Origin of the sequence: Corynebacterium vitaeruminis DSM 20294 (assembly GCF_000550805.1) — a bacterium.
Taxonomy (GTDB): Bacteria; Actinomycetota; Actinomycetes; order Mycobacteriales; family Mycobacteriaceae; genus Corynebacterium; species Corynebacterium vitaeruminis.
Genome location: NZ_CP004353.1, coordinates 1,070,690 through 1,097,046, shown reverse-complemented (window position 1 = coordinate 1,097,046; position 26,357 = coordinate 1,070,690). Strand labels below are relative to the sequence as shown.

Annotated in this window: 27 protein-coding genes; 17 read left to right on the top strand and 10 right to left on the bottom strand. The window is 66.3% G+C overall.

Annotated features, from left to right (window positions below; genetic code table 11):
* The first annotated feature begins 1 nt into the window (after position 1).
* From B843_RS05165 to B843_RS05155, 3 genes are all read left to right on the top strand, one after another.
* A complete protein-coding gene (locus B843_RS05165) occupies positions 2 to 1,072 on the top strand; it encodes a lipoate--protein ligase family protein (protein WP_025252451.1) in 1,071 nt (356 codons plus the stop codon).
* The gene (locus tag B843_RS05160; protein ID WP_025252450.1) at positions 1,026 to 2,192 is read left to right on the top strand and encodes a low temperature requirement protein A; all 1,167 of its coding nucleotides are present in this window, start codon (positions 1,026 to 1,028) and stop codon (positions 2,190 to 2,192) included. The genes B843_RS05165 and B843_RS05160 overlap by 47 nt, the downstream gene beginning before the upstream one ends.
* 397 nt (positions 2,193 to 2,589) lie before the next feature.
* Positions 2,590 to 4,512 carry a solute carrier family 23 protein gene (locus B843_RS05155; RefSeq protein ID WP_025252449.1) on the top strand — a complete coding sequence of 641 codons (1,923 nt, stop codon included), beginning with the start codon at positions 2,590 to 2,592 and terminating at the stop codon, positions 4,510 to 4,512.
* A 3-nt stretch (positions 4,513 to 4,515) separates the two neighbouring features.
* On the opposite strand, the gene B843_RS13925 is transcribed toward B843_RS05155, so the two are convergent.
* Positions 4,516 to 4,671 (bottom strand): hypothetical protein, encoded by a 156-nt coding sequence (locus B843_RS13925; protein WP_169729837.1) that lies wholly within the window; start codon positions 4,669 to 4,671, stop codon positions 4,516 to 4,518.
* 9 nt (positions 4,672 to 4,680) lie between these two features.
* Complete coding sequence (locus B843_RS05150; RefSeq protein WP_025252448.1) at positions 4,681 to 6,135, bottom strand: NAD(P)/FAD-dependent oxidoreductase; 1,455 nt, start codon at positions 6,133 to 6,135, stop codon at positions 4,681 to 4,683.
* A 148-nt stretch (positions 6,136 to 6,283) separates the two neighbouring features.
* Here B843_RS05150 and B843_RS05145 point away from each other — a divergent pair, with 148 nt between their 5' ends.
* Positions 6,284 to 6,991, top strand: a complete 708-nt coding sequence (locus tag B843_RS05145; protein ID WP_025252447.1) for a class I SAM-dependent methyltransferase — start codon at positions 6,284 to 6,286, stop codon at positions 6,989 to 6,991.
* Here the strand turns inward: B843_RS05145 and ychF are convergent.
* The gene (ychF, locus tag B843_RS05140) at positions 6,975 to 8,060 is read right to left on the bottom strand and encodes a redox-regulated ATPase YchF (RefSeq protein WP_025252446.1); all 1,086 of its coding nucleotides are present in this window, start codon (positions 8,058 to 8,060) and stop codon (positions 6,975 to 6,977) included. The two genes, B843_RS05145 and ychF, sit on opposite strands and share 17 nt — an antisense overlap.
* A 194-nt stretch (positions 8,061 to 8,254) precedes the next feature.
* Between ychF and B843_RS05135 the strand changes: the two genes are divergently transcribed.
* Positions 8,255 to 9,565: an AI-2E family transporter gene (locus tag B843_RS05135; protein WP_025252445.1), complete on the top strand. Its 1,311-nt coding sequence runs from the start codon at positions 8,255 to 8,257 to the stop codon at positions 9,563 to 9,565.
* Between the two features lie 67 nt (positions 9,566 to 9,632).
* Positions 9,633 to 10,340 carry a DUF6542 domain-containing protein gene (locus B843_RS05130; protein ID WP_025252444.1) on the top strand — a complete coding sequence of 236 codons (708 nt, stop codon included), beginning with the start codon at positions 9,633 to 9,635 and terminating at the stop codon, positions 10,338 to 10,340.
* Here B843_RS05130 and B843_RS05125 read toward each other — a convergent pair.
* Positions 10,337 to 11,299 (bottom strand): 4-hydroxy-3-methylbut-2-enyl diphosphate reductase, encoded by a 963-nt coding sequence (locus B843_RS05125; protein WP_025252443.1) that lies wholly within the window; start codon positions 11,297 to 11,299, stop codon positions 10,337 to 10,339. The genes B843_RS05130 and B843_RS05125 overlap by 4 nt on opposite strands.
* Before the next feature lie 117 nt (positions 11,300 to 11,416).
* On the opposite strand from B843_RS05125, the gene xseA reads away from it, so the two are divergent.
* Both xseA and B843_RS05115 read left to right on the top strand, forming a co-directional pair.
* The gene (gene xseA, locus B843_RS05120; RefSeq protein ID WP_025252442.1) at positions 11,417 to 12,658 is read left to right on the top strand and encodes an exodeoxyribonuclease VII large subunit; all 1,242 of its coding nucleotides are present in this window, start codon (positions 11,417 to 11,419) and stop codon (positions 12,656 to 12,658) included.
* Between the two features lie 19 nt (positions 12,659 to 12,677).
* Positions 12,678 to 12,926 carry an exodeoxyribonuclease VII small subunit gene (locus B843_RS05115; protein ID WP_025252441.1) on the top strand — a complete coding sequence of 83 codons (249 nt, stop codon included), beginning with the start codon at positions 12,678 to 12,680 and terminating at the stop codon, positions 12,924 to 12,926.
* Here B843_RS05115 and B843_RS05110 read toward each other — a convergent pair.
* Complete coding sequence (locus tag B843_RS05110; protein WP_025252440.1) at positions 12,923 to 13,513, bottom strand: DUF4245 domain-containing protein; 591 nt, start codon at positions 13,511 to 13,513, stop codon at positions 12,923 to 12,925. The genes B843_RS05115 and B843_RS05110 overlap by 4 nt on opposite strands.
* Positions 13,514 to 13,907: 394 nt before the next feature.
* On the opposite strand from B843_RS05110, the gene glpX reads away from it, so the two are divergent.
* Both glpX and B843_RS05100 read left to right on the top strand, forming a co-directional pair.
* Positions 13,908 to 14,915 (top strand): class II fructose-bisphosphatase, encoded by a 1,008-nt coding sequence (gene glpX, locus B843_RS05105; protein WP_025252439.1) that lies wholly within the window; start codon positions 13,908 to 13,910, stop codon positions 14,913 to 14,915.
* 228 nt (positions 14,916 to 15,143) lie between these two features.
* Complete coding sequence (locus B843_RS05100) at positions 15,144 to 16,541, top strand: class II fumarate hydratase (protein ID WP_025252438.1); 1,398 nt, start codon at positions 15,144 to 15,146, stop codon at positions 16,539 to 16,541.
* Between the two features lie 56 nt (positions 16,542 to 16,597).
* On the opposite strand, the gene B843_RS05095 is transcribed toward B843_RS05100, so the two are convergent.
* The gene (locus tag B843_RS05095; protein WP_025252437.1) at positions 16,598 to 17,251 is read right to left on the bottom strand and encodes a GntR family transcriptional regulator; all 654 of its coding nucleotides are present in this window, start codon (positions 17,249 to 17,251) and stop codon (positions 16,598 to 16,600) included.
* Positions 17,252 to 17,350: 99 nt separating this feature from the next.
* On the opposite strand from B843_RS05095, the gene B843_RS05090 reads away from it, so the two are divergent.
* From B843_RS05090 to B843_RS05070, 5 genes are read left to right on the top strand one after another with little or no spacing between them, the layout of a single operon-like run.
* Positions 17,351 to 18,103, top strand: a complete 753-nt coding sequence (locus B843_RS05090) for a LamB/YcsF family protein (protein WP_025252436.1) — start codon at positions 17,351 to 17,353, stop codon at positions 18,101 to 18,103.
* Positions 18,100 to 18,750, top strand: a complete 651-nt coding sequence (locus B843_RS05085) for a 5-oxoprolinase subunit B family protein (protein ID WP_025252435.1) — start codon at positions 18,100 to 18,102, stop codon at positions 18,748 to 18,750. Before B843_RS05090 ends, B843_RS05085 begins: the two co-directional genes overlap by 4 nt.
* A 4-nt stretch (positions 18,751 to 18,754) precedes the next feature.
* The gene (locus B843_RS05080) at positions 18,755 to 19,642 is read left to right on the top strand and encodes a 5-oxoprolinase subunit C family protein (protein WP_025252434.1); all 888 of its coding nucleotides are present in this window, start codon (positions 18,755 to 18,757) and stop codon (positions 19,640 to 19,642) included.
* Positions 19,643 to 19,683: 41 nt separating this feature from the next.
* A complete protein-coding gene (locus tag B843_RS05075; protein ID WP_025252433.1) occupies positions 19,684 to 20,352 on the top strand; it encodes a TetR/AcrR family transcriptional regulator in 669 nt (222 codons plus the stop codon).
* Entirely contained in the window at positions 20,345 to 21,880 is a 1,536-nt protein-coding gene (locus B843_RS05070) for an MDR family MFS transporter (protein WP_025252432.1), read from the top strand. Before B843_RS05075 ends, B843_RS05070 begins: the two co-directional genes overlap by 8 nt.
* A 64-nt stretch (positions 21,881 to 21,944) precedes the next feature.
* On the opposite strand, the gene B843_RS05065 is transcribed toward B843_RS05070, so the two are convergent.
* The 3 genes from B843_RS05065 to B843_RS05055 form a co-directional block, all read right to left on the bottom strand.
* On the bottom strand, positions 21,945 to 22,526 hold the full coding sequence (locus B843_RS05065; RefSeq protein ID WP_025252431.1) for an LGFP repeat-containing protein: 582 nt from the start codon (positions 22,524 to 22,526) through the stop codon (positions 21,945 to 21,947).
* Between the two features lie 103 nt (positions 22,527 to 22,629).
* On the bottom strand, positions 22,630 to 23,184 hold the full coding sequence (locus B843_RS05060) for a GNAT family N-acetyltransferase (protein ID WP_025252430.1): 555 nt from the start codon (positions 23,182 to 23,184) through the stop codon (positions 22,630 to 22,632).
* A 53-nt stretch (positions 23,185 to 23,237) separates the two neighbouring features.
* A complete protein-coding gene (locus tag B843_RS05055; RefSeq protein WP_025252429.1) occupies positions 23,238 to 23,879 on the bottom strand; it encodes a LysR substrate-binding domain-containing protein in 642 nt (213 codons plus the stop codon).
* 63 nt (positions 23,880 to 23,942) lie between these two features.
* Between B843_RS05055 and B843_RS05050 the strand changes: the two genes are divergently transcribed.
* Entirely contained in the window at positions 23,943 to 24,266 is a 324-nt protein-coding gene (locus B843_RS05050; RefSeq protein WP_034650030.1) for a DUF5997 family protein, read from the top strand.
* On the opposite strand, the gene shiA is transcribed toward B843_RS05050, so the two are convergent.
* Positions 24,263 to 25,528, bottom strand: coding sequence for a shikimate transporter (gene shiA, locus B843_RS05045; protein WP_051483453.1), 1,266 nt, complete (start codon positions 25,526 to 25,528; stop codon positions 24,263 to 24,265). The genes B843_RS05050 and shiA overlap by 4 nt on opposite strands.
* 166 nt (positions 25,529 to 25,694) lie before the next feature.
* On the opposite strand from shiA, the gene B843_RS13225 reads away from it, so the two are divergent.
* Positions 25,695 to 26,351: a TetR/AcrR family transcriptional regulator gene (locus tag B843_RS13225; RefSeq protein WP_025252428.1), complete on the top strand. Its 657-nt coding sequence runs from the start codon at positions 25,695 to 25,697 to the stop codon at positions 26,349 to 26,351.
* The last annotated feature ends 6 nt before the right edge of the window (positions 26,352 to 26,357 follow it).

Here is a 26,357-nt window from a genome sequence, read left to right as displayed (position 1 = left end):
CATGAACACCCACTTCGAGATCAAGGTCCCCGGCGGCAAGCTCGTAGCCGTGGACGTGGACTTCTCCTCGCCGGAGGACGGCGGCCGCATCAACGAGGTCTTCGTCTCCGGCGACTTCTTCGTCGAGCCCGACGAGGCCTACCTGGCCCTCGGCCCCGCGCTCTCCGGCGCCAGCACGAGCGAGAACGCCAAGCAGCTCACCCGCCGCCTCGACGCCGCGCTCTCCCACATCGACGGCGTGGAGATCCACGGCTTTTCCACCCACGACATCGCGGTCGCCGTCCGCCGCGCCATCACCGGCGGCACCGACTTCACCGACCACTCCTGGGAGGTGCTGCGCCCGGGGGTCATGCCCACGCCCATGAACGTCGCCCTCGACGAGCTCCTGCTCGACCAGGTCGCCACCGGCAAGCGCGGGCCGACGATGCGCATCTGGGATTGGGAGGACAAGGCCGTGGTCATGGGGTCCTTCCAGTCGTACGTTAATGAGGTGGATCCCGAAGGCGTCGACAAGCACGGCATCACCGTCGTGCGGCGTATGTCCGGGGGCGGCGCGATGTTCATGGAGGGTGGAAACTGCATCACCTACTCCATCTACGCGCCGGAATCGCTGGTGGCGGGCTATTCCTACGAGGAGTCCTACGCCTACCTCGACCAGTGGGTGCTCGCGGCGCTGGCGCGCCAGGGGGTCGACGCCTGGTACGTGCCCATCAACGACATCACCTCCACCGGCGGCAAGATCGGCGGCGCGGCCCAGAAGCGCCGCGGCGGCGCCATCCTCCACCACGTGACCATGAGCTACGACATCGACGCCGACAAGATGATGGAGGTCTTACGCATCGGCAAGGTCAAGATCGCGTCCAAGGGTATCGCAAGTGCCAAGAAGCGCGTGGACCCGCTGCGCCGCCAGACCGGCGCCACCCGCGAGGAGATCATTGAGACGCTCATCGACGAGTTCACCACCCGCTACCACGCCACCCCCACTGCTCTCAGCGAGACCGACCTCGCCGCGGCCAAGGAACTCGTTGACGCGAAGTACTCCCAGGAGTCCTGGACGAAGCGAGTGCCGTGATGACAAAGGCAGTGGAAAGGCCCGAAAAGGTGTCTCGACCATCGAGCGCTTCTTCGACCTCATCTTCGTGTGGGCGGTGACGCGCATCTCCGAGCTGCTCCAGGAGGACATCTCCTGGGAGCAGGTCTTCCGGGCGCTCGTCGTGTTCGTGCCCGTCTACTGGCTGTGGGTGGGCACAACGATGTACGCCAACCTCACCGACGTGGACAACCCGCGCGGCCGGCTGTCCTTCTTCGTCGTGGCCTTCGCGGGGCTCGGCATGGCGCTCGCCCTGCCGGGAAGCTTCGCCGAGGAGTCCACCGCCCCGTGGTTTGCGGGCGCCTACTGGCTCGGCAGGCTGGTGCTGTTCGCGGCGGTCGCCGACCACCCGCACCGTCGCGAATTCATTACTTTCCCGGTGGGCGCCTTCATCACGGGTCCGCTCCTCATGATCGGCGCGCTTGTCGACGCCGAGTGGCGCCTCTGGATCTGGGGGCTGGCGGCCTTCATCGAGCTGGTCACGCCCATCATCCGCCGCACCCTCGTGGCGGCCACGCCCTTTGCCACCTCGCACCTCGCGGACCGCTACTCCACCTTCGTCATCATCGCCATCGGCGAGACCATCGTGGCCTCCGGCGCCGCCGCCGGCCACCACGGCATCGACTGGACCGAGGTCGTGGCGCTGGCTTTGGGCTTCGCGGTGTGCTGCTCCATGTGGTGGACCTACTTCGACCTCGCCTCCCGCGCCATCGAGTACGCCCTCGAGCGCGCGGAGATCGCCATCGACGCGATCCGCCCCGTGCTCTCCTACGGGCACCTCTCCTTCGTGGTCGCCATCATCGCCGTGGCGGCGGGCATAGGCACGGCCGTCCAGGAGCCGACGGAGCACCTCCCGCTGGGCATCGCCGCGCTCGTCTGCGGCGGCACCGCGCTGTCCCTCATCACCTTCGGGTTCACCCGCTGGCAGCTCGCGCGCACCCTCGCCATCCCGCGGATGACCGGCGCCGCGGCCTGCGCCCTGCTCATCCTGCTGGCGTCGGCGCTGCCTGCCATGGGGCTGCTCGCCCTCCTCGCGCTCGTCATGCTGCTCGTCAACGTGGGCGACCACCTGCGCTCGGCGACGAACCCGGCGATGGCTTAGCCGCTACCTTCCGTTAGAACGGCTGCGGGAGCTCTTTATAATCCTTTATAAAAGTCGCTTTTATAAGGTCGAGGGCGCCAGAGCCAACACGCAGAGAATTCCCGAGGCCCAGCGCCTTCCGCACAACTCCTCGGCAGCCGGTCTCGGAAATTCTCAAGGCATCATCACCGATGCGGTGAACTTCGCAGAGCCTTTTCTCAGTGCCCGCCCGTAAATCCTAGGCGCGGCTGCGGCGGCATCAGCCCGCCAAAGGCTAAGAGGTTATGTGGGAAGAAGCGCTCGGCCGCTAACCCGGCGAAGTGTGCCGCTGGGTTTCTCATCTCCTCCCTGTGGGCTTAGTCTTTTACGTGGACAATTAAATCCACTCTCATGCTTCGCCCCACACCAGGAGGACTTAGTGGCTGTTTCAACGCTTACCCAGCCCAAGCACCCAGTCGACCAAGTACCCGCCGCGCCCAAGCTCGCGGCGCTCGGCCTGCAGCACGTTTTGGCGTTCTACGCCGGCGCGGTCATCGTGCCGCTGCTGATCGCCAGCTCGCTCAACCTCGACACCGCGACCACCATCCACCTCATCAACGCCGACCTACTCACCTGCGGCATCGCCACGATCATCCAGTCGGTGGGCATCGGCCGCTACGTGGGCGTCCGCCTGCCCATCATCCAGGGCGTGACCACCACCGCCGTGGCCCCGATCATCGCCATCGGCCTCGGTGCCACCGACGGCCAGGGCGGCGTCGCGTCGCTTCCGACCATCTACGGCGCGATCATCGTCGCGGGACTGTTCACCTTCTTCGTCGCCCCGCTGTTCGGCCGTTTCCTCAAGTACTTCCCGCCGGTTGTTACGGGATCGGTCCTGCTGGTCATGGGAACCTCGCTGCTGGCGGTCTCAGCAAACGACTTCACCAACTACGCCGAGGGCACGCCCGCGGCCCGCGACCTGTGGTATGCCTTCGGCACCCTGCTGGTCATCATCTTGGTGCAGCGCTTCTTCCGCGGCTTCCTCGGAACGCTCTCGGTGCTCATCGGCCTAGTGCTCGGCACGGGCGTGGCGCTGGCCCTCGGCGACACGAGCTTCGACAAGGTTGCGGAAGCCCACGCCTTCGGCATCACCACCCCGTTCTACTTCGGCGTGCCCCGCTTCGACATCGTGGCGATCTTCTCCATGCTCATCGTCATGATCATCACCATGGTGGAGACCACCGGCGACGTGTTCGCCACGGGCGAGATCGTCAAGAAGCGCATCCGCCGCGACGACGTCCAACGCGCCATCCGCGCCGACGGCCTGTCCACCCTCATCGGCGGCATCATGAACTCCTTCCCCTACACCTGCTTCGCGCAGAACGTCGGCCTCGTCCGGCTCACCGGCGTGAAGTCGCGCTGGGTGGCCGTCTCCGCCGCGGGCTTCATGATCCTGCTGGGCCTTTTGCCCAAGGCGGGCGCCATCGTCGCCTCCATCCCCTCCCCGGTACTTGGCGGCGCGTCGCTCGCGCTGTTCGCCAACGTGGCGTGGGTCGGCCTGCAGACCATCGCGAAGGCCGACATCAACGACGGCCGCAACGCGGTCATCGTCACCTCCTCCCTGGGCCTTGCCATGCTGGTCACCTTCAAGCCGGACATCGCCCAGGCCTTCCCGGAGTGGTCGCGCTCCTTCGTCTCCTCCGGCATGAGCATCGGCGCGATCACCGCGATCGTGCTCAACCTGGTCTTCTTCCACCTAGGCAAGCAGTCCGGCGGCGACATCTCCCGCGCGAGCGGCGAGGGCGTGTCCCTGGATGAACTCAACGCGATGGACCGCGATGGCTTCGTCGCCGCCCTGCGCCCGCTGTTTAACAACGAGACCTGGCCGCTGGCCACCGCCTGGGAGTCGCGCCCGTTCGCCGACGTCAACGAGCTGCGCGAGGCCATCCAGGTCGCGGTGCTCACCGCGCCGGAGGAGCGCCGCACCGCGCTCGTGCACGACTACCCCGCGATGGACCAGCTGCTGCTGGCCAGCGACGACGAGGCCAGCGCCATCTCCGCCGACCGCGGCTCGCTGGGGCTTACTGACCTCGACGAGGAACAGGCCGAGCGGATCCGCGAGGTCAGCGCCGCCTACCTCGAGCGCTTCGGCATGCCGTTCGTGGCCTATCTGGACACCAACGACACCGTCGAGCGCGTCATCGACGCTGGCGTGCGCCGCCTCGCCAACTCCGACGAGCAGGAAAACCGCGCGGTGCTCAGCGAGATCGTCGAGATCGCCAACGACCGCTTCGACATCTTGCTCGCCGACGCCAATCCGGTCCGCTCCGCCTGGGATCGGAAGTTCACTGAGGTGGAGTAGCCCTCACTTCTTAAACAGGGTGAGGTAGGCCAGCTTCAGGTTGCTGATGGCAAACCTCAGGAACTGATACGGAAGGCTCTTGCGCAGCCGCAGCGTGCGCTCGGTTGGCAGCGGGGCCTGGGACAGGTCGAGGAAGAAGCTTTCCTTCTGCGTACTCATTGCGGTCTCCTACTCCGGGATGAACTGCCAGCCAGGCCGGGCCTTGGCCTTGTGGATGAACATGTAGTGCAGCATGAGCTTGGTCCAGTGCCCGCCCAGTCCGATCTCGCCGCGCGTGTAGCGCAGGTCGCGGCCGGTGGGGTACTTCTCCTTGTCCGGCACGATCGGCATCATCACCATGGAGGCGGCAGTGCCCGAGCGTAGGCCCGCGCCGGCGGAGGCCACGCACGCCGCGGCCAGCTTGGCCATGGAGGCCTCGTGCGGCTTGGCGGCGTCGCCGTGCTTGATGCGATCCACGATAGACAAGGCGGCGGCCTTGCCCATCTCACCCGAGGGCTGGCCGGTTCGCGGCGGCGACGGGGTGATCACCGTGCCGTTCGGGGACTTGCGCGGCTGCGAGATCTGGTGCGGCGGCGCGAAGGCGATGCCGACGGCCCAAATGTTGTCGTACGCGGCGGACTGGCAGGTTCTCGGCCAGTCGCTCGCCTTCCACTCCTCGTAGGGCTTGGGCGTGTAGTCGGCGTCGACCTTCATGAACCCGCTCGGCGCGAACAGCTCGGAGGTGATCTCCTTGCCCTCGCGGTCGTAGGCGGCGATCGGCTGCCCGCCGAACGGCGGCAGCAGCATGGCGAAGTCGAAGTCGAGCTGGTGGCGGCTGCCGTCGAGCTGTTCGAAGAAGACCCTGCCCTCCTCCACCTTCTCCACGTGCGCGCCGAGGATGGGCTCGACGCCGCGCTCGCGGAAGAGCGACTCGGTCCACTGCTTCGAGGTGGTCTCGTAACCCTCCTGGCGGAACACCATCCCGCCCACGCCGAAGTCGCCGAGGGCGGCCTCGTTGGTGAGGAAGACGACGCGCGCATTGTCGCGCACGCCCGCCTCGCGCAGCTCGTGCTCGACGTTGAACACGTACTCGAAGGCCGCGCCCTCGCAGGTGCAGGTGCCGTGCCCCATGCCCACGACCAGCGTCTTCTTCTGCCCCGCGCGCAGCTCGGAGATGATCTCCCGCAGCTTCGCCGCCGTCTCGACCGCGTGCTCGGCGGTGCACACCGACAGCGAGTGCCCGTCGGGGCCCAGTCCCTCGGTCATCCCGAAACGCAGCTGGGGGCCGGTGGCGTTGATGAGGTAGTCGTAGCGGACGCGCTCGACCTCGCCCTCCTTCCCCGGCAGGGTGTATTCGATGTCCACCGTGCCGCGGGGATCCTCGGCGTCGCCCTCGGGGAAGAGGGCGGTGGCGCGCGCCTGCTTGAAGCGGACGCCGATCTTGTCGTACACCGGCTGGAGCGGGAATACGACCTTCTTCACGGGCATCTTCCCCACGCCGACCCAGATGTTGCTGGGGATCCAGTTCCAATCCGAGTTGGGGGAAACCACGGTGACCGTGTGCCCGGGCGGAAGCAGTCTGCTCAGGTGTAACGCAGCTGTATGGCCCGACACGCCTGCACCGAGAATGACAATATCTGACATTTTCGTGCTCCTCTCCTTGTCTATTACCACCAGATATACCCATGGGGGTATGGAAAAACAAGGGTGTGGACCGATTTTGTTTTGTGACTCTACGCAACGGACTTGCAGCTAGGATATCCCTGTCCCCTTTTCCCTGCGCCCAAGAACGATGACCGACACAGACCTCAGACAGCTCACCCCCGCCCAGGCCACGATCAACGACTATTGGGATTCCCGCGCCCGCGCCTACGATCGCGGCCAGCGCCGGCCCGGGCGCGCCGAGGAGGATCACGTCCTCTGGCGGGAGCTGCTGCGGCCCCACGTCAGCGGCCCCCGCGCCCTCGACGTCGGCTGTGGCTCGGGCTTCTTGAGCCGGGTCCTCGACGACCTCGGCGCCGCGGTCACAGGCATCGACCTGTCCGAGCAGATGCTCGAGATCGCCCGCGAGCACTCCCCCGGCATCGAGTTTCACCGCGGCGACGCCGTCGATCCCGCCGTCTCCTCAGGCTTCGACCTCGTGGCCAGCAGGTACGTCCTCTGGACACTCACCGACCCCGCGCGCGCCCTGCGCAGGTGGCACGAGTTGTTGCGCCCGCATGGGCAGCTGTTGCTTATCGACGCCCCATGGTTCCCGCGCGGAATCGACGCGAACCCCACCCCCGGGTTCAGGGAACACTACCGCGCCGACATCCGCGAGAGGCTGCCGCTGGCCGAGGGCTTCAGCATCGCGAAGGTCGCCCGGTTGGTGACCTCCGCCGGGTTCCGGGATCTGGAGGTCATCCCGCTCACGAAGGTCTACGAGCTCGACCGGGCCACGGGCGCGGCCCCCGGCCACGAGCCGACGCTGCAGTACCTGTTTGTTAGCCGCCGATCTTGAAGTCGCAGACGTCGCCGTCCTGCATGACGTAGTCCTTGCCCTCCATGCGCATCTTGCCGTGCGCGCGGGCCTCGGCGACGGAGCCGGCTGCGTCGAGGTCGTCGAAGGAGATGATCTCCGCCTTGATGAACTTCTTCTCGAAGTCGGTGTGGATGACGCCCGCGGCCTGCGGGGCGTGCCAGCCCTGCTTGATGGTCCACGCGCGGGCCTCCTTGGGGCCTGCGGTTAGGTAGGTCTGCAGGCCGAGGGTGTGGAAGCCCGCCTTGGCGAGGGTCGCGAGTCCCGGCTCGGTCTGGCCGACGGACTCCAGCAGCTCGAGCGCCTCGTCCTCGTCGAGCTCGAGCAGCTCGGTCTCGGTCTTGGCGTCGAGGAAGACGCAGTCGGCCGGCGCCACGAGCGCCGAGAGCTCGGCCTTGCGGTCCTCGTCGAGGAGCACCTCCTCGTCGGAGTTGAAGACGTAGAGGAAGGGCTTCGCGGTCATGAGGTGGAGGTCGCGGACGAGCGCCAGGTCGATCTCGCCGTTCTTGGAGGCGCTAAAGAGAGTGCGGTCGTCCTCGAGGATCTCCTGGGCCTTTTTCGTGGCCTCGACGCTAGCGGCCAGCTCCTTGTTCTTGCGGGCCTCCTTCTCCAGGCGGGGAAGGGCCTTCTCGATGGTCTGCAGGTCAGCCAGAATGAGCTCGGTGTTGATCACCGAGATGTCGTGGATCGGGTCCACCTTGCCGTCGACGTGGATGACGTTGTCGTCGGCGAAGGCGCGGACGACCTGGCAGATGGCGTCGGCCTCGCGGATGTTGGCGAGGAAGGCGTTGCCCATGCCCTCGCCCTCGGAGGCGCCCTTGACGATGCCCGCGATGTCCACGAAGGAGACGGTGGCGGGAAGGATGCGCTCGGAGTCGAAGATCTCGGCCAGGCGGTTCAGCCGGCGATCGGGCAGCTCGACGAGACCCACGTTGGGCTCGATGGTGGCGAACGGGTAGTTCGCTGCCAGCACGTCGTTTCGGGTCAGGGCATTAAAAAGAGTGGACTTGCCCACGTTGGGCAGGCCGACGATTCCAAGAGTAAGGCTCACGGGAACTTATAGTAGCAATCATCCCCGCTGGCGCTGCCTTGGCGTCGAAAAGCAACTGCCTGAGCATTTTTGTCATTTCGATACCCTCCCCGCCAAGCAGATGGGGCACAATTGTTTCTGTGACATCGAGCAGGCAATCCCCCTCACCCCAGCGGAAGAAGCGCCGCGGGGGCGCCTCGGCGGTCTTTCAGGAGATGGAGCCGCACGGCCCCCGCGCCGTGATCGACCGCTCCGTCGTCATCGCCTCCGGCGTGAAGACGCTCGCGCAGTGGTGCCTTCGCCTGCTCATCATCGCCGCCGCGGGCTACGTCCTGTGGTTCATCCTCAAGCAGCTGTGGCGCGGCGTGCTCCCCGTGGCGCTGGCGCTGATCGTCTGCTCCGTGCTTTACCCGCCGGTGCGGTGGATGCGCGACAGGGGAATGCCCGCCTCGCTGGCCACCTTCCTCGCCATCATCGGTTCCTTCGGCGTGTTCGGGGCGATCATCTGGCTCATCACCCCCATCGTCGGGCGGCAGTCCCAAGCCCTCTATTACCAAAGCATCGAGGCCGTCCAGCGCTTCCAGCTGTGGCTGCAGGGGCCGCCGTTCAAGCTCGACGACGACAAGATGAACGAGCGCATCAACGACGCAGTGGGCTGGCTGCAAAACCAGGCAGGCAGCATCGCGGGAGAGATCTTCTCGGGCATCGGCATCGCCACCTCGGTGCTGGTCACGCTCGGCGTGGTCATCGTGCTCACCTTCTTCTTCCTCAAGGACGGCGAGCGCTTCCTCCCGTGGCTGCGCCGGTTTGCGGGACAAAAGGCGGGCTGGCACCTCACGGAGCTTTTGACCAGATCCTGGATCACCCTCGGCGGCTTCGTTCGCGCCCAGGCCATCGTTTCGCTTGTCGACGCCGTCTTCATCGGCTTGGGCCTCATCATCCTCGGCGTACCCATGGCCTTGGCCCTAGCCGTGCTCACCTTCCTCGGCGGGTTCATCCCGATCGTCGGCGCGTTCGTGGCGGGCACGCTGGCGGTCGTCGTGGCGCTCGTGTCGCTCGGGCTGACCAAGGCCGTCATCGTGCTGGCCATCGTCATCGCCGTGCAGCAGCTGGAGGGCAACATCCTCTCCCCGCTCCTGCAGTCGCGGGCGATGAACCTGCACCCGGTCATCGTGCTGGTCACGGTGACCGTGGGCGGCAGCCTGTTCGGCATCGTCGGCGCGTTCCTCGCAGTGCCCACCGCGGCGATGATCGCGGTGTTCCTGCGCTACCTCGACGACATGACCGCGCTGCGCGCGGGAGAAAAGACGGCGAGCGAGATCGAGTTCGCCACCGTCGCCGGATCGCTGTCCGGCCAGTACGGTGAGGAGGCGGGCCGCAAGCTGCGCGAGTCCGTTGCCCCTGAGCCTACCGAGGAGGAATCACCCGAGGCGCCGAAGCCTTCCACGCCTTCCACGCCTTCCACACCGTGGCGCGAGCGGGCCCGCGGGTGGGCGCGGAAGTCCCTTTCACTATTGCGGCGATAGGTGTTTTCTCTCCGACACGTAAGCCAAATTGTATGTCGGCCATCACGAATCGGTAACATGGCGAATTGTGACCAACCATTCGGAACAAAGGCGCAGGACGCAGCCGGCGCCGCAGACAACGCCGCGCTTCTTCGGCATCTCGGTATGGGCGTCGCTCATCATCTTGTGCGCCGCGCTGACCATCGGGCTGTTCGTCACTTTGCACAACGGCCTTTTGGGCATCCCATTCTTGGCCCTGTTCGTCATCGCGGTGCTGGTCATCGCGCTGCTCACCGAGCCGAGGGGGCTGTTCCTCACCATCGCGAGCATCCCGATCTTCTTCGGGATCTTCGTCATCATCACGAGCTGGTTCCTCGTGGCTAACGCGACGCCCGACGGCGCGCCGCTGAGCAAGACCCAGATCATCACGGCGATCTACCCCATCACGCTTCACTTCCCCGTGCTGGCCATCGCCACCGCCGCGGCAGCGCTCATCGCCTTCCTCCGGATCACCCTGCTCAAGCGCTCCAACCGCACCTCCTCCAAGGTGGCGCAGACCCGCCGCCGCAAGGAGGTCGAGGCGGAAAAGCTCAACTACTCTACCGTGCGCAAGGCGCGCACCCAGACCCAGCGCACGCGGCGCACGCACGCCACCTCCACGGACAACTCGCAGGTCACGGTGGAAGAGCTGCTCAGGCGCCGCAAGGAGAACAGCGAGCGAAAGGCCGCCAGGGAGGCGGCCCGCCAGCGCGCCCGTCGCTCGCTGGGCGACGACCTCTACAAGCAGGACTCCTAGGTCCTGGCCGGGCGCAGGTCGCGCGGCAGGGCGAAGGTGATCTTCTCCGCCGCGGTGAGCACCTCTTCGACGTCCGTGAAACCGTGGTCCGCGAGGAACTCAATGACCTCGCGCACGAGGATCTCCGGCACCGATGCGCCCGAGGTGACGCCGACGGTGTCCACGCCCTCCAGCCACGCGGGGTCGATCTGGTTCGCGTAGTCGACCAGGTAGGAGTGCGCCGCGCCCGCCTGGAGCGCGACCTCTACCAGCCGCTTGGAGTTGGATGAGTTCTGGGACCCCACCACGATGACCAGCTGCGCCTGCTGGGCCACGGCCTTGACCGCCACCTGGCGGTTCTGGGTGGCGTAGCAGATGTCGTCGCTGGGCGGGTCCTGCAGATTAGCGAAGCGGGCGTGCAGCTCCTTGACGATCACCATGGTCTCGTCGACCGACAGGGTGGTCTGCGACAGCCACACGAGCTTCTCGTCGTGCAGGAATTCCGGGAGCTTGGCGACGGACTCGACGCCGTCGACCAGGTGGGTCACCTCGGGCGCCTCGCCAGCGGTGCCCTCGACCTCCTCGTGCCCCTCGTGGCCGACCAGCAGGATGTGGTAGCCGTCGCGCGCGAAGCGCTTGACCTCGTTGTGCACCTTGGTCACCAGCGGGCAGGTGGCGTCGAGCGTCTGCAGGCTGAGCGCGCGGGCCTCCTCGTGGACCGCCGGGCTCACGCCGTGGGCGGAGAACACGAGGTGCGCCCCCTCGGGGACCTCGTCGGTCTCGTTCACGAAGATCGCTCCGCGCTTGGCGAGGGTGTCCACCACGTAGCGGTTGTGGACGATCTCCTTGCGCACGTAGACGGGCGTGCCGTACTTTTCCAGCGCCTTCTCCACGGTTTCCACCGCGCGGTCGACGCCCGCGCAGTAGCCGCGGGGGGCCGCGAGCAGCACTTTCTTGTCATTTCGAGCGGGTTCGGTCATGGACACCAGCTTAAACTACTTTCATTGGGGGCGACGCAATCGCCTCGGTCGGCCTAAGGTTGGGCGATAATGGCACAAGGTCGCCGCGCGTGGCGGCGACGGGAATGAGGAGAATCGGTGGCTGCAACTGCGTCAACGCCCGATAATGCCTGGCCGGTCCGGGAGGTCAACGCCAAGGTCAAGGCGTGGATCGAGCGGCTCGGCCACGTCTGGGTCGAGGGACAGATCACGCAGGTCAACATGAAGCCCTCGTGGAAGCTGAGCTACATCACCCTGCGCGACCCGGAGGTCGAGGCCAGCGTCTCGGTCACCTGCGACACCTCGCTCATCCGTTCCCTGCCCACCCCGCTTGCGGACGGCGACCGCGTCGTGGTCTACGGCAAGCCCGCCTTCTACGCCGGGCGCGGCTCCTTCTCGCTGTGGGTCACGGAGATCCGCTCCGTCGGCGTGGGCGAGCTGCTCGCCCGCATCGAGCGCCTGCGCAAGCAGCTCGCCGCCGAGGGCCTGTTCGACCCCGCCCGGAAGAAGAAGCTCCCCTTCCTTCCCAACAACATCGGGCTCATCACCGGCCGCGGCTCCGCCGCCGAGCGCGACGTCCTCTCCGTGGCCGCGGCGCGCTGGCCCGAGGTCAGGTTCACGGTCCGTAACACCGCCGTTCAGGGTGCTCGCGCGGTCCCCGAGATCATCGCGGCGCTCGAGGAGCTCGACGCGAACCCCGAGGTGGACGTGATCATCATCGCCCGGGGCGGCGGTTCGGTCGAGGACCTGCTCCCCTTCTCCGAGGAGGCGCTCCAGCGGGCGGTGGCCGCCGCCCGCACGCCGGTGGTCAGCGCGATCGGCCACGAGCCGGATACCCCGATCCTGGACAACACCGCGGACCTGCGCGCGGCCACGCCCACCGACGCCGCCAAGAAGGTGGTCCCCGACGTCGCCGCCGAGCGCGCGCTCGTCCAGGAGCTCAGAATGCGCAGCGCCGCCGCCCTGCGCGGGTGGCTGGCCCGCGAGCTGCAGGGGCTGGCCACCATGCGCTCGCGCCCCGTCCTCGCAGATCCGTTTGCGACGATCGAGAACAAGGCCCAGGAGATCGAGCGAGGCGTGAAGCTCATGCGGCGCGAGATCACCTACCTCCTAGACACGGAGTCCAACGCCATCGCCGCGCTGCGCAACCAGGTCTCCACCCTGGGGCCGTCGGCAACGCTCGCCCGCGGCTACGCGGTGGTGCAGGTGGTCCCCCGCGACGGCACCCCGCCCCAGGTGGTCATGGACATCGAGCAATCACCACCCGGCAGCCAGCTGCGCATCCGCGTGGCCAACGGCTCCATCGTCGCGGCCGCGATGCAGACGAAATCGGCCGACTAAGAAAGTTAAAGGACACCACATGAACAACCCCGACGTCATCGGCGCAGGAACCGGCGAGAACGCCTTCACCCCGGTGGAGGGCATGAGCTACGAGCAGGCCCGCGACGAGCTCATCGAGATCGTCCGCATCCTCGAGCTCGGGCAGATGCCTCTGGACGAGTCGCTGAAGTACTGGGAACGCGGAGAGGCGCTCGCCAAGCGCTGCGAGGAGCATCTGGCGGGCGCCCGTCAAAGGATCGAAAAGGCCCTCGGGGAGGCCGAGGACTAGGTCGTCGGCGCGCTGGTCACCGAGCTCGGGAGCGGGGTGGCCGACATCGTCGCCGTGAGCAGCGCGTTGAAGTCGTCGTCGGTGGCGGCCCCGGTCACGAGCAGGCGCACGTCGCCTAGGTCGACGGCGCGGATGTCGCGCACGTCCTTCTCCGAGGAGGTGTACACGGACACCTGCTTCCCGGCGAGGTCGTAGGTGTGGTCGAGCTGGCGCACGTTCCCGTCGAAGCCCTCGATGGCCTGGTCCAGCGGCACGGCCGTCTGCGAGAGCTGCAGGTAGCCGTCGTTCCCGATCACCCAACCCACCGTCGGGGCGTTCTCACCGGCGATCGCGGAGCGGCGGGCGGAGTTGGCCGTCCAGCCGTCGGGCACGGCGGGCAGGCGGACGGGGAATGACTCGCCCTGGGCCTCGATCTCTAGGAAGGTCTTCTCATCGACCTTGTTGACGGGGGCGTTCTCCGGCGTCCCCCTGTCGAAGCTGCACATGCCCGTAAAGGCGACCAGCGCCACCATCACTATGACAATCACCGCGACGGAGTAGAACATGTCGCGGCCATCTTCGAAAATCTTCGGTTTCTCTTCAGCCACGCCCCTTAGTATCGCACGCTCGCGGCCCGGCCCCTACCACGGCCACCCCGGTCGCGTTGTTACATAAGGTGTTCAGAAAGTCACATCGGTGCCCGACTTTGCCCTATTTTGCGGCTACACCCCTCCACCGATATGCAATCGATTGAATTCTTTATCGGTGCTGGCTGCGGCAATTGTCCGGCATATCCCCCGGATAGTTCCGAACGTGTCGGAGTTATCGGAAGAAATTCGACATTATTGCCCACTTTCGGGTGGAATAAGTCCCCACGGTTAGGGCCATAAGTGGAACAATGAAACGTGGGCCGCGTGCTAGAGATGTTGTTTTTTCTTCCCTCTTTGCGTGGCAACCGTCAACAATGCTGAATTCCCCTTATGCCACAGGAGGCATTATTCAATGAACGCTCTTCACCCAGAGATTCCGGACCGTAACCTGGCCCTCGAGCTCGTCCGAGTCACCGAGGCTGCCGCATTGGCATCCGGCCGATGGGTAGGCCGCGGCATGAAGAACGAGGGCGACGGCGCAGCCGTGGACGCGATGCGCAAGCTCATCAACTCGGTCGAGATGAACGGCGTCGTCGTCATCGGTGAGGGCGAGAAGGACGAGGCCCCGATGCTGTTCAACGGCGAGCAGGTCGGTACCGGCACCGGCGCCGAGGTCGACATCGCGGTCGACCCGATCGACGGCACCACCCTGATGGCAGAGGGCCGCCCGAACGCTATCTCCGTTCTGGCAGCCTCCGAGCGCGGCTCGATGTACGACCCGTCGGCTGTGTTCTACATGCGCAAGATCGCCACCGGCCCCGAGGCAGCGGACGTCATCGATATCACCGCGCCGGCCGCCTACAACATCGAGGCCGTGGCCAAGGCCAAGGGGATCAGCAAGAACGACGTCACCGTCGTCGTCCTCGACCGCCCGCGCCACGTCGACCTCATCAAGGAGATCCGCGAGGCAGGCGCCAAGGTTCGCCTCATCCGCGACGGCGACGTCGCAGGTGCCGTGGCCGCAGCCCAGGACACCAACTCCGTGGACATCATGATGGGCACTGGCGGTACCCCCGAGGGCATCATCACCGCCTGCGCCATGAAGTGCATGGGCGGCGCCATCCAGGGCATGCTCGCACCGAAGGACGAGGCTGAGGCCGACAAGGCCCGCGCCGCAGGCCACGACCTGGGCCGCGTGCTCACCACCAACGACCTCGTCGCCTCCGACAACTGCTTCTTCGTCGCGACCGGCGTGACCAACGGCGACATGCTCCGCGGCGTGTCCTACCGCAAGAACGGCGCCACCACCCGTTCGCTGGTCATGCGCTCGAAGTCCGGCACCGTCCGCTTCATCGAGTCTGTCCACAAGCTGGCCAAGCTGCAGGAGTACTCCGTGGTGGATTACTCCCGCAAGGATTAATCTCCCCTAGCCCAGACAAGTGACACTAACCATTTCAGTGATTAGTGTCACTTGTTTGGCAATTGCCCCTCCCCAGCCACATTTCTGGCAGAATTGTTGTGGGTCGTTGGTGTTTTTGAAGCCTCCGCGGCTTAGGAGGCCTCACACGCATTCGCGACGCAACTATGAATTCACGCTTGCGCGGTCACTCGCGTAGGCAACCAATACAACGAAGGTGGATTCCATCACATGACTGAGTACCGCATCGAACACGACACCATGGGCGAAGTGAAGGTGCCCGTCGACGCACTGTGGCGAGCACAGACCCAGCGCGCCGTCGAGAACTTCCCGATCTCCGGCCGTGGCCTCGAGTCTGCGCAGATCCGCGCCATGGGCCTGCTCAAGGCAGCCTGCGCCCAGGTGAACAAGGATCGCGGCCTGCTCTCCGCCGAGCAGGCAGATGCCATCATCGCCGCCGCCAAGGAGATCGCCGAAGGCAAGCACGACGCCGAGTTCCCGATCGATGTGTTCCAGACCGGTTCTGGTACCTCCTCCAACATGAACACCAACGAGGTCATCGCCTCCCTGGCCAAGGCCGCTGGCGTCGAGGTCCACCCGAACGACCACGTGAACATGGGCCAGTCCTCCAACGACACCTTCCCCACCGCCACCCACGTCGCCGCCACCGAGGCCGCCGTCAAGGACCTCATCCCGGGCCTCGAGGTGCTGCAGAAGTCCCTGGCCGCCAAGGCCAAGGAGTGGGAGACCGTGGTCAAGTCCGGCCGCACCCACCTCATGGACGCCGTCCCGGTCACCCTGGGCCAGGAGTTCTCCGGCTACGCCCGCCAGATCGAGGCAGGCATCGAGCGCGTGAAGGCCACCCTGCCGCGCCTCGGCGAGCTGCCCATCGGCGGCACCGCCGTCGGCACCGGCCTCAACACCCCGGCCGACTTCGGCGAGAAGGTCACCGCCGAGCTCGTCAAGCTCACCGGTGTGTCCGAGCTGCGCGAGTGCGTCAACCACTTCGAGGCTCAGGCCAACCGCGACGGCCTGGTCGAGTTCTCCGGCGCCATGCGCACCGTCGCCGTCTCCCTGACCAAGATCGCCAACGATATCCGCTGGATGGGCTCCGGCCCGCTCACCGGCCTCGGCGAGATCCACCTGCCGGACCTGCAGCCGGGCTCCTCCATCATGCCCGGCAAGGTCAACCCGGTCCTGTGTGAGACCGCCACCCAGGTCGCCGCCCAGGTCATCGGCAACGACGCCGCCGTCGGCTTCGCCGGCTCCCAGGGCGCCTTCGAGCTCAACGTTTTCATCCCGGTCATGGCCCGCAACGTGCTCGAGTCCGCTCGCCTGCTGGCCAACACCGCCCGCGTCTTCGCCGAGCGCCTCGTCGACGGCATCGAGCCGAACGTCGAGCGCATGCGCACTCTGGCCGAGTCCTCCCCGTCCATCGTGACCCCGCTGAACTCCGCCATCGGCTACGAGGCCGCCGCCAAGGTCGCCAAGACCGCCCTGAAGGAAGGCAAGACCATCCGCCAGACCGTCATCGACCTGGGCTTCGTCGACGGCGAAAAGCTCACCGAGGAGGAGCTGGACAAGCGCCTCGACGTGCTCGCCATGGCGAACACCGACCGCGACAAGTAAGCCGACTTAAGAAAGCTGGTCTCCTCGGAGGCCAGCTTTTTTGTGCTTGTCGACGCCTATCGGTAGCGAGCCCGCGCGACCTCGAGCGAGCGCCCGAGGTAGTCGTCCAGAAGCTCGCAGGCCCGATCCGTCTCGCCCGCCGCAAGCGCCTCGGCGATCTCTTTGTTCCGCTGGATGAACGGGCCGTGGACGTCGGGACCTTGTCCCGAGTTCATGAACACGAGGCGGAACTGCACCACGATGTCGCGGCCGATCTCGCGGACCTGCTCGTTGTCGGGGATATCGAAGATCCGCAGGTGGAACTCGTTGTTGTGGTGGGCCACCGCGCCCCAGTCGCCGGCGCCCGCGGCCTCCGCCGCGCGGGTAGCGGCCAGCAGCATGGCGTCGGCAAGCGAACTGCAACGCGCGTTGGCCTCGAAGAAGGAGATGCAGCTGATCTGCATGAAGCGGCGGAACTGGTAGAGCTTTTCCACCTCGTCCAGCTCGAAGCTTTTCACGTACACGCCGCGGTTGATGTAGTGGACGAGCAGGCCGTCGCGGATGAGCGTGCGGAAGGCCTCGCGCAGGGTGTTCCGGGAGACGTCGAACTTGGTGGCGAAGGCCACCTCGTTGAGCTTCTCCCCCGGCTTCAGCGCCCCCTCCATGACCATGCGAGAGATCTCGCCGGTCACGCGAGCGACGGTGGACACGAGCAGCGCTTCCTTGGGCATGGGACTCCTAGTATCGATGTCAACTAACATCTACCATTGTTGCATTAGCACGACGAAAAACTGTTTCATGACTTTTCCCAAGGACCAACCATGACCGCCATCACGCGCTTCGACTTGAACGCCGACCTCGGCGAGAGCTTCGGCGCGTACTCCGTGGGCAACGACGAGGAGGTCTTGCGGCTCGTCTCCAGCGCGAACGTCGCCTGCGGCTTCCACGCGGGCGACCCCTCGGTCATGATGCGCACCATCGAGGCCGCGGCCCAGCGCGGGATCCGGGTCGGCGCGCACCCCGGCTACCGCGACCTGGCAGGGTTCGGCCGGCGCGCGATCGCTTACTCCTACGAGGAGCTCAAGGCCGACCTCATCTACCAGATCTCCGCAGCGTGGGGCATGGCCCAGGCGGTGGGGGTCACGCTCAGCTACGTCAAGCCGCACGGGGCCCTCTACAACACCATGGTCCGCGATCGCGTGCAGGCCACGGCGGTCATCGACGCGATCCTAGCCGTCGACCCGGGGCTCAAGCTCATGGCGCTCGCGGGCGCGCCCGTGCTCGAGTGGGCGCGCGCCGAGGGGCTGGGCACCATCGCCGAGGCCTTCGCAGACCGCGCCTACCTGCCCGACGGGACGCTCGCGCCGAGGAGCCAGCCCGGCGCGGTGCTTTACGACCCGGAGGCGGTCGCGGCGCAGGCGCTGTCCATCGTTCGGTCGCAGTCAGTGGGGCTTTTCGCAGGCGGGTCGATCGAGGTCTCCGCGCAGTCGCTGTGCGTGCACGGAGACAACCCGGAGGCGCTGGCCAACGTGGCCGCGATCGTCGCGCTCTTCGCCGAGAACGGCATCGCGGTGGGCGCATGATCATCCACCGCAGCGGCGAGGCCGCCATCCTCATCGCCTTCGAGGAGGCGGACCTGCTCGGGCCCGAGGACTCCATGATCGACCTAGTCGTGCGCACCCACGCACGCCTGCGCCGCTCCATCGACGACGGGGCGCTGCGCGGTATCCGCGACACCGTGCCCGCCGCGCGCACCATCCTGGTCAGCTTCGACCCGGCCGCGACCGACGCCTGGGCGGTGCACGACTTCGTCTCCATCATGGGCCCCATCCCGCCCGCCGCCCGCGCCGAGGGCCGTGAGATCGTCATCCCCGTTTCCTACGGCGGGCCGGACCTCGACGAGGTGGCGAAGGCGCTGGGCATGCGCCCGAGCGAGGTCGTCGCCGCGCATCGGGCCACCGCGTGGCGCGCGGCCTTCGGCGGCTTCGCACCAGGGTTCATGTACCTGACGGGAGACGGCCTCGCGGTGCCCCGGCGCGCGACGCCGCGGACCGCCGTGCCCGCGGGCTCCGTGGCGCTGGCCAGCGGCATGAGCGCGGTCTACCCCTCGGACTCGCCGGGCGGCTGGCAGCTCATCGGCCGCACCGATGCCGTGCTCTGGGACCTGAGCCGCCCCGAGCCCAGCCTCATCGCCCCGGGCGATATCGTCCGATTCGTGGAGGGCGGGTAACCCCATGTCGTTCCCGCTCTTCGAGGTGGTGCGCCCGGGCGCGCTGACGGTGTTCCAGGACCGAGGCCGGTTCGGCCTTTCCGGGTTCGGCGTGAGCCCGTCGGGCGCCTGGGACCGCCGCAGCGCAGCCAAGGCCAACCGGGCGCTCGGCAATTCCGTGGACGCCCCGGTGCTGGAGATCCTCGGCGGCGGCTTCGCCGCGCGCGCCTTGGCCCCCGCGACGGTGCTGCTCACGGGCGCTCAGGCCGAGGTGGCGGTGTCGGGCAGGAGGGGCTTTACCCACACCGTCCTCGATCTCGCCCCCGGCGACACGCTCGAGCTCGGCGACCCCGAGTCGGGCTGCCGCACCTACCTGGCGGTGCGCGGCGGCTTCTCCGCGCCCGCGGTCTTGGGCTCGCACTCGCTCGACCTCTTGAGCGGCATCGGGCCCGCACCCGTGGCGGCCAGTGACGTCCTCTTCGGCAGCTCCTCCTTCGTCGAGACCCACGCGTGGTACCCGATGCTCCGGCAGCTCCCGCCCACATGGTCGCGGCTGTCCATCGAGCCGCTCAAGGTCATCATCGGGCCGCGGGAGGACTGGTTCACCGTAGCCACCGTCGAGCGGTTCTTTAACGAGGTCTTCACGGTCTCCCCCGATTCCAACCGCGTGGGGCTGCGCCTTGTTCCCCGGAAGCCGCTGGCGATCAAGCGCGGCGGCGAGCTGCCCAGCGAGGGCATGGTCCGCGGGGCGATCCAGGTTCCGCCGGACGGAAACCCGGTGGTCTTCGGCCCCGACCACCCGGTCACCGGCGGGTATCCGGTCATCGGCGTGCTCGACGAGGACTCCGCCGACCGCTGCGCGCAGCTGGTCCCCGGCCAGCTCGTGCACTTCGAGGAAAAAGTACTCGACTGAGAGTTTGCACTCAGTTTACTTTTGCCCTAAGTTTACTTTTCGTGCAAACTCCATTATCACTACGGGAACGCAAGCGACTGCAGACCCGGGCCGACATCGAGGAGCACGCCACCCGGCTGGTTGCCGAGCGCGGATACGCCGCGGTCACCGTGGACGACATCTGCGAGGCAGCGGGGATCTCCAAGCGCACCTTCTTCAACTACGTCGACTCGAAGGAGACGGCCGTCCTCGGCGAGCCGCCCCGGGACTTCAACGAAGAGCAGCGGGGGCGCTTCCTCTCCCACCGGCACGCGAACGTCGTGGCGGCGCTCCTCGATCTCACCCTCGACAACGTCATCTCCGGGCAGTTCGCCGACCCCGAGCAGCGCGCCGTCCTCCTGCGACGCCGCAAGCGGATCAGGCGATCGGACCCCGACCTCGACCACCTCGGATCCTCACGGCTCAACGGGTCCTACGCGGTGCTCACCGAGATGCTTCAGGCCTATTACCAGGCCTTCCCCGAGGCGAAGCTCGCGCCCGAGCTCACCGACGCCGAGGAATCCGCACAACTCGCGCTCGTGGTCATCGGCGCGATCCGGCTGGGCTTTAGCAGCTGGGTCGACGCGAAGACCGAGAGCTACGAGCAGCTCAGGCCTCGCTGCAAGGCCAGCTTGCACTCTATAACGCGGCTGTGCCGCGCCCTCCCCGACAAAGAAGAAAACGATGACTGAAACTCCCACTCACAAGGAGCAACGCACCGGTCTGATTATCGGCGCGCTCATGCTCTCCATGCTCATGAGCGCCCTCGGGCAGATGATCTTCACCACCGCGCTGCCCACCATCGTGGGCGAGCTCGGCGGCGTGGAGCACATGTCCTGGGTCATTACCGCTTTCCTCCTGGGCCAGACGATCGCGATGCCGCTGTTCGGCAAACTCGGCGACCAGATTAACCGCAAGCCGCTGTTCATCAGCGCGAACGTCCTGTTCCTCATCGGATCGGCCATCGGCGCCACCGCCCAGTCGATGTCCGTGCTCATCGCGGGCCGCGCCATCCAGGGCGTCGCCGGCGGCGCGATGATGATCCTCTCGCAGGCGATCACCGCCGAGGTCACCACCCCGCGCACCCGCGGCAAGTACATGGGCCTCATGGGTTCGGTTTTCGGCGTGGCCTCCGTGCTCGGCCCGCTGGCCGGCGGCTGGTTCACCGACGGCCCCGGCTGGCGCTGGGGCATGTGGCTCAACCTGCCGATCGGCATCGTGGCCATCTTGGCCATCATCTCCCTGCTCCACCTGCCTGCCAAGCAGCAGAACTTCAGGCTCGATTGGCTGGGCACGCTGACCATGGCGATCGCCACCGCGGCGCTCATCCTGTTCGTCACCTGGGGCGGCCGCGACTACGAGTGGTCGAGCCCGACGATCATCGGCCTCATCATCACGAGCATCGTCTTCGCCGTGATCTTCGTCTTCGTCGAGCGCCGCGCCTCCCAGCCGCTTATCTCGATGGACCTGTTCAAGAACCGCAACTTCACCCTGGCTACTATCGCGGGGCTCGCGGTCGGCGTCATCATGTTCGGCTGCCTGGCCTACCTGCCCACCTACATGCAGATGGTCCACCACATGACCCCCACCAAGGCTGGTCTCATGATGATCCCCATGATGGGCGGCATGATCATCACCTCTACGGTCACGGGCAACCTCATCACCCGCACGGGCCGCTACAAGTGGTACCCGATCGTGGGACAGGTCATCATCACCATCACGATGGTGCTGCTGTCCACCCTCAAGGCCGACGACTCGCTGGTCAAGGTGGGCATCTTCCTGGCACTGTTCGGCATCGGACTTGGCTGCACCATGCAGATCCTCGTGCTCATCGTCCAGAACTCCTTCACCATCGAGCGGGTGGGCACCGCGACCGGCGCGAACAACTTCTTCCGTCAGGTCGGCGGATCGCTGGGCTCCGCGTTCGTGGGCTCGATCTTCCTCTCCCACCTGAAGGAGCATCTCAGCACCACCCTGCCGCAGGCCATCCAGCAGGCGGCGAAGGACGGCGTGGACGTAAGCCAGCTGCACTTGCAGGGCGGCGCGTCCAACCTCACCCCGGCGATCGTCTCACACCTGCCGGCCGTCATCCGCGACGCCATCGGCTTCGCCTACAACGACTCGCTCACCCCGGTCTTCCTGTACCTGGCCCCGCTGTCGACCGCCGCGGTGATCGTACTCCTCTTCGTCAAGGAACACACCCTGCGCACCACACGCTAGGCCCGTCATGATGAAAGCCCCCTGAGGCACCTTCCGGTGCTAGGGGGCTTTGTCTATAAAAGGCTTACTTCGGGGTGACCTCGGCGGCGTAGCCGGTGCCGTTGTCGACCCACTTGATCGTGCCGTTGGCGAACTCCTGGCTCCAGCCGTTGTCCACGGTTCGCTCCTCGGCGACCGGGGCGCCAAGGGTGGACTCGAAGCCGCCCTGGGACATCCAGGTCTCGGCGATCATGCCCTGAACGAGGACCGGCTCACCCTGCTCGTTGTAGGCGAGGTACTTTCCCTCGGGATAGGTGACCAGGTAGGTCCCGTTTTCTCCCACATCGACGGCAGACGGTTCGCCGAGATCATCGGAGTGGGAGTCGATAGCCGAGGCGAGAGCTGCCGGCACGGAGACCTGTTTGCCCCCGACGGTAATGTCGGTGGTGTTGTTCATGGCCGACTCCACGGCCGCAGAAGCCTCCGCGCCTGCGCTCTTTGCGGCGCTCATGGCACCTGCAGCCGCGGAGGAGACAGCGGACCCGGCGTTGTTGGCGACCGACGAAGCTGCCGAGGAAGCAGCGTCCTGCTGATCATCGGAGCAGGCGGACAAACCCGCAGCCATGACAAGAATGGCCGCGCTGGCGGCGACAGAGTACTTCTTCATTGGAGTGTCCCTTCGGAACGTCGAACAACAAGCGAACACCCCCAACCCTAACGGCCGTGAAGAGCCATTCAAGCTTTCCTTAAAAATCTTAAGGTATTGATGCCTAAACGTTACCCAGCGCCGTCTCGTCGTCGATCTCCGGCTTGGGTAGCAGCTTCTCCCACACGTCCGTGTCGCGCCACTGGCCGGCCATCTCTCCGTAGGTCATCTTCGCGAGGTGGCTGAACGTCCCCACCTTCTCGAATCCGCGCGAGGCGTGCAGCTTCGCCGAGCCCTCGTTCTCCGGGAAGATCCACGAGTGGATCGCCCACTTGCCCATGTCCTGGCACACCTCGATGAGCTTGTCCAGCAGGGCCCCCGCGACCCCGCGCCCCTGCGCATCCTGGTGAATGTAGATCGAGTCCTCCACCACGCCGTGGAACACGCTGCGCGAGGACGCCGGGGCCGCCGTCACCCAACCGAGTACCGCGGAGTCATCGTCCTCCTCGACCGCCACGAACATGGTCCCCTCGAGCTTGACGCGGGTGAACTTCTCCCAGCTCGGGGCCTCCCCCTCGTAGGTCGCGTGCCCGGTGGCCAGACCCTGCAGATAGATCTGCTGCACCTGCCCGAAATCGGTTCGCCTCAGCGGGCGAATTACAAATCCTTTGGATGACATACCTAAAGATTGTTCCGGAACTTCGCTGGCCGTGCAATTTCTTTTTCGCTCGCTTATCGACGCCTACGGCGGGGCTTCTCCGCTCGCTTCGCGCCCGACTTCCTTGCCACCGGCTTTTTCTTTGCCGCCTTTTTCGGTGCCGATTGCCGCGAGGAATGAACCGTTCTCCCCTTCGCGATCCCCACGAAGTCCTGGATCGCCTCCGAATCCTGGTCCTTGTCCCATACCAGCGCGATCCCGCTCCTGGCCGCCTCCCCCTCGAAGCCACGGACCTCGATCTGCTTGCCGCTGAGCACCTTCAGCAGCGGCCGCGGCGCGATGACCAGGCCGACGTTGGCCGCGACCACCTGCAGGTGCCCGCGCACCGCGGCGATATCCACCAGCCCCCCGGTCCACCGGTAGAGCACCATCTCTCCCTCGAGGTCTTCCTCGCCGACGGCGTCGACAAGCGTGAGCGTATGGTCCTTCGGCACGGCGATGCCGGTGGCCTCCTCGTAGAGCCGCACGACGTGGAGGCGCTCGGTGTCCACCCGCTCGTCGGGGAGCCGCACTAGCACCAGGTCCGCCTCCCCGCCTAGAAGCTCCGCCATCGGGTCGTCGGAATTGCGCTCGGCCAGCCCGTGGCCGGTGCGGTCGCGGTATCGGTCGAACCACTTCCCGGGTTCCGTGCCGGTGACAAAACTTAAGTTAAGCATGCGGTCAATGCTACCGTTGTAGCCGTGAATGAAGAATCTGTAGTTAAGCCGTCCGGCACCGCCATGAAGCCGCAGACGGCGGCAAAGAAGCTGGGAATTTACCTTTCGGCCACGCCAGAGGAGTTCCAGGCCACCGCGCTGACCCACGAGCAGTTCGTCGAGCTGCAGACCAACCCGCCGGAGTGGCTGGCTGAGCTGCGCCGCAACGGGCCGCACCCGCGCCCGGTGGTGGCGCAGAAGCTCGGCATCACCATCGCCGCTCTCAAGCGCAACGACTACGACCGCCCGCTGACCACCGCCGAGATCAAGGCGCTCCTAGCCGACCAGCCCGAGTGGCTGCGCGCCGCCCGCACCGCGATGGCCGAGGGCCGCGCGGAGAAGAGCTAGTCCGCCTTTCGCATCAGCACGCCCACCGTCAGCGCCGAGATCACGGCGCCGGCGATGAGGTACCAGGCGACCCCCTGCCACGCGCCGTCGGTGCGTGCCACAATCCACTGCGCGATGAACGGCGTGAACCCGCCGGCGAATACCGCCGCGACCTGGTAGCCCAGCCCCGCGCCCGAGTACTGGTGCGCCTTGCCGAACATCTTGGTGATCATCGGCTGCTGGACCGAGACCACCATGTCGTGGCCGACGCTCACGATCAGCACGGCGAAGGCCGCGGTGAGCACCACGTTGCCGGACTCCAGCGCCTTAAAGAACGGCCAGGTCGCCGCCGCGACGACCAGGGCGCCGGTCACGTAGACCGGCTTGCGCCCCACGCGGTCCGAGAGGTAGGCAAACGCCGGGATCGAGAAGATGCCGAGCACGCCAAGCACGAGCGAGATGTTGAGGAAGAACTGCCTATCCCACCCGAAGTGCTGCACCGAGTAGGCCAGACCGAAGGTGGTGACGATGTACATGGAGAACATCTCGGCCAAGCGCACGCCGATGATGGCGAAGAACGCCGTCGGGTGGGCGGCGATCGCCTCGATGAACGGCAACCTCCGCTTGGGGCGCATGACGTCGTCCTCTGGGCGCATCTCCACCACACCCAGGCGCACCCACAGGCCGAAGGCGATGAGCACCGCGGAGACGAGGAACGGCACCCGCCATCCCCAGCGCAGGAACTGCTCGTCGGTGCACACGAGGTTCATCACGGTCACGGCACCCGTGGACAGAAGCAGGCCCACCGAGTAGCCCACCTGCACGCCCGATGAGAAGAAGGCCTGCCGGTCCTTCGGCGCGGCCCGCACCGCCAGCAGCGCGGCGCCGCCCCACTCCCCGCCCACGGCGAAGCCCTGCAGCGCGCGGCACGCCGTGAGCAGGAGGGGTGCCCACAGGCCGACCTGGCCGAAGGTGGGCAGCACCCCGATCGCCACGGTGGCGATGCCCATGAGGGTCATCGTCCAAGTGAGCACCCGCTTGGGCCCCAACTTGTCGCCGAAGTGGCCGAACACGGCGCCGCCCATCGGGCGGAACAGGAACCCAACCCCCACCGTCGCGAAGGCCGAGAGCGTGCCCACGGCCGGGGAGAGGCCCGGGAAGAACTGGCTATTGAGGACGAGGGCCGCCACCAGACCGTAGAGCAGGAAGTCGTACCACTCAACCACCGCCCCGACAAACGATCCGAGCGCCGCGCGGCGTTGCTGGCCAGTGGTGAGTTCCATGCGTCCTCCATGGGCGATCCTGAGTTTTCTCCTGACTGTACCTGCCACGATTCAGCACCCTCACACCGCCCCAAAGGTGACGTATCACACACCACCCCGGGGCGGTGCACAATTTCACTCAATGCATTTTTGCACGCGGTGAAAAATTGGGTGTATCGTTCCATTCGTGTCCGAACAACAGCTATCTCACCGCGAAGCCAAAAAGCTTCGCACCCGAGCGGCGATCGAAGATTGCGCCACTGAGCTCGTCCTCGAACGAGGAAGCGCCCACGTGACCATCGAGGACATCTGCGAACCGGTTGGGATCTCCAAGCGAACCTTCTTCAACTACTTCGCCTCCAAGGAAGAAGCCATCATCGGCCCGGGCCCCAGGGTGCCAAGCCGGGAGGAACTCGACGAGTTCCTCGCCAGCCCGCACCAAGACATCTTCGTGTCGACGCTGCGCTTCTTCTATTCACTGCTCTTCCACGAGAACAACCCGTTCAACTGGACGACCATGAAGCGCAGGCACAAGATAAAGGAGCAGGAGCCGGAGCTTTCCGCCCACCAGATTGGTTCCTTCCACTCCGCCAGGCATCAGGTCGAGGACCTGCTCACCCGGTACTTCCTCGCCTTCCCGGCCGACATCAAGGGTGGACGCAGCGCACAGGAGGAGGCCCGCCTGGTCACGGGCGGGGTGATCATGTGCATGCTCAACGGAGCCAAGCGATGGGAAGAGACGGGCAGCCAAGATCCCGATGCCATCATCGCTCACAGCCTCGATGTTCGACAGGGCTTCCTGCGGGTGCTCGCCGTAGGCGTCGACAAGCAAAGCAACAACTAAGAAGAG

Coding starts and splice junctions, on each gene's coding strand:
- B843_RS05135 (WP_025252445.1), top strand. CDS start 8,255: ATGGAGCCGCACGGCCCCCGCGCCGTGATCGACCGCTCCGTCGTCATC.
- B843_RS13925 (WP_169729837.1), bottom strand. CDS start 4,671: ATGAGTACGCAGAAGGAAAGCTTCTTCCTCGACCTGTCCCAGGCCCCG.
- B843_RS05095 (WP_025252437.1), bottom strand. CDS start 17,251: ATGCCCAAGGAAGCGCTGCTCGTGTCCACCGTCGCTCGCGTGACCGGC.
- glpX (WP_025252439.1), top strand. CDS start 13,908: ATGAACGCTCTTCACCCAGAGATTCCGGACCGTAACCTGGCCCTCGAG.
- B843_RS05055 (WP_025252429.1), bottom strand. CDS start 23,879: ATGCTTAACTTAAGTTTTGTCACCGGCACGGAACCCGGGAAGTGGTTC.
- B843_RS05165 (WP_025252451.1), top strand. CDS start 2: ATGAACACCCACTTCGAGATCAAGGTCCCCGGCGGCAAGCTCGTAGCC.
- B843_RS05100 (WP_025252438.1), top strand. CDS start 15,144: ATGACTGAGTACCGCATCGAACACGACACCATGGGCGAAGTGAAGGTG.
- B843_RS05070 (WP_025252432.1), top strand. CDS start 20,345: ATGACTGAAACTCCCACTCACAAGGAGCAACGCACCGGTCTGATTATC.
- B843_RS05150 (WP_025252448.1), bottom strand. CDS start 6,135: ATGTCAGATATTGTCATTCTCGGTGCAGGCGTGTCGGGCCATACAGCT.
- B843_RS05115 (WP_025252441.1), top strand. CDS start 12,678: ATGAACAACCCCGACGTCATCGGCGCAGGAACCGGCGAGAACGCCTTC.
- B843_RS05050 (WP_034650030.1), top strand. CDS start 23,943: ATGAAGCCGCAGACGGCGGCAAAGAAGCTGGGAATTTACCTTTCGGCC.
- B843_RS05145 (WP_025252447.1), top strand. CDS start 6,284: ATGACCGACACAGACCTCAGACAGCTCACCCCCGCCCAGGCCACGATC.
- shiA (WP_051483453.1), bottom strand. CDS start 25,528: ATGGAACTCACCACTGGCCAGCAACGCCGCGCGGCGCTCGGATCGTTT.
- B843_RS05085 (WP_025252435.1), top strand. CDS start 18,100: ATGATCATCCACCGCAGCGGCGAGGCCGCCATCCTCATCGCCTTCGAG.
- B843_RS05065 (WP_025252431.1), bottom strand. CDS start 22,526: ATGAAGAAGTACTCTGTCGCCGCCAGCGCGGCCATTCTTGTCATGGCT.
- B843_RS05080 (WP_025252434.1), top strand. CDS start 18,755: ATGTCGTTCCCGCTCTTCGAGGTGGTGCGCCCGGGCGCGCTGACGGTG.
- B843_RS05125 (WP_025252443.1), bottom strand. CDS start 11,299: ATGACCGAACCCGCTCGAAATGACAAGAAAGTGCTGCTCGCGGCCCCC.
- B843_RS05060 (WP_025252430.1), bottom strand. CDS start 23,184: ATGTCATCCAAAGGATTTGTAATTCGCCCGCTGAGGCGAACCGATTTC.